The following is a 1,374-nucleotide window of genomic DNA, read 5'->3' on the forward strand; positions in this document are numbered from 1 at the left end:
TATGCAGTAGTCGCACCTGATTATCAAGGTCTGGGCACTTTAGGCGCACATCCTTATATGAATGCAAAGAGCCAATTGCATACAGTAGTAGATGCAGTGCGCGCATTACATATGCTTAAGCCAAAAGATTTTAATCAACAGTGGTTGGTGATGGGACATAGCCAAGGCGGTGCTGCTGCTATTACCGTGGCGGCTTATGGTCAAAAAGATGCTCCTGAACTCGATCTAAAAGGAGCGATTGCTCTTGCACCAGGCGGCTATCAATATGAAGGCATTGCAGAATATGTGAAAACTAATCCGAGCCCAGAACCAAGTGTGGCAGCATTTTTCCCGATTGTATTATTGGGAGCGCAAGCAGCAGAGCCAAGTATTATTCCTGAGAATTTAGTCAGTCCAGAAATGGGCAATGTGCTGACTCAAGCACGTAGCCGCTGTTTATCTGAACTTCAATCTGATTTGAAGAAATCTCCTTCTAGCATATTTCGACCTAATGCAGATTTAAAATCTCTTTTGACTTATCTTAAAGAACAGTCAATTGAAAACATGGTACCGACTGTACCGTTAATGATTGTTCAAGGTACTAAAGATCATTTAGTCGACCCTAGAGGAACATACGCTTATTACCAACAGCTATGTAAATTAAAAAAGCCAACCATTTATCAAACGATTGATGGTGGAGATCATCGTGATGCACTACGTCAGAGTAATACTTTTGCCACTGACTTTTTAAATGCAATAGAGAAAAAACAGGCGAAATCTTATTGTTCAAATTTTAAATAAATAGGTTTAAATGCTACAAAAAAGCCGACTTTTCATAAGTCGGCTTTTTATATTTGAAGAAAGATGATTTTAAGTCATGTTATAGAGTCTTTCTTTTGGAAACACTGCGGTAAAGGTTGACCCTTCATTTTCTTTAGATTGCACGTCTAAATAGGCGCCGTGTTGCATGAGTACGTGTTTTACAATCGCCAAGCCTAAACCTGTTCCACCGGTTTGACGACTACGGTCGCTGTCTACACGGTAGAAGCGTTCAGTTAGACGCGGCAAATGTTTAGGGTTAATGCCGATACCGGTATCTTGTACACTAAAGTAAGCATGCTCACCGTCATCGTGCCAGCCAATGGTAATGGTTCCGCCTTTTGGTGTGTACTTAATGGCATTGGTAATTAAATTACTAAATGCACTGGCAATTTCCATGTCAGAACCGATGAGGTCACAGTGGCTATCAATGTGTAAATTGAGTGTATGCCCATAATCGGCATTGTAGGCCTGAGCATCATCAAATAATTGATTCATTAAGCTCGGCATTTCAATAATCTGATTTTTTGCGATTTTCTTATTATTTTCTAAATTTGATAACAGTAGTAAATCATT

Annotated in this window: 2 protein-coding genes; one reads left to right on the plus strand and one right to left on the minus strand. The window is 39.8% G+C overall.

The genetic code is table 11. The annotated features are described in order from the left end of the window. Window positions 1–780: alpha/beta fold hydrolase (locus VXQ92_RS18070; protein ID WP_416682735.1), on the plus strand; the 780-nt coding region annotated here is incomplete at its 5' end. A gap of 69 nt (window positions 781–849) precedes the next feature. On the opposite strand, the gene VXQ92_RS18075 is transcribed toward VXQ92_RS18070, so the two are convergent. Then, window positions 850–1,374 (minus strand): ATP-binding protein (locus tag VXQ92_RS18075; protein WP_416682736.1); only part of this gene is annotated, 525 nt, incomplete at its 5' end.

The organism is Acinetobacter sp. 228, from assembly GCF_048147885.1.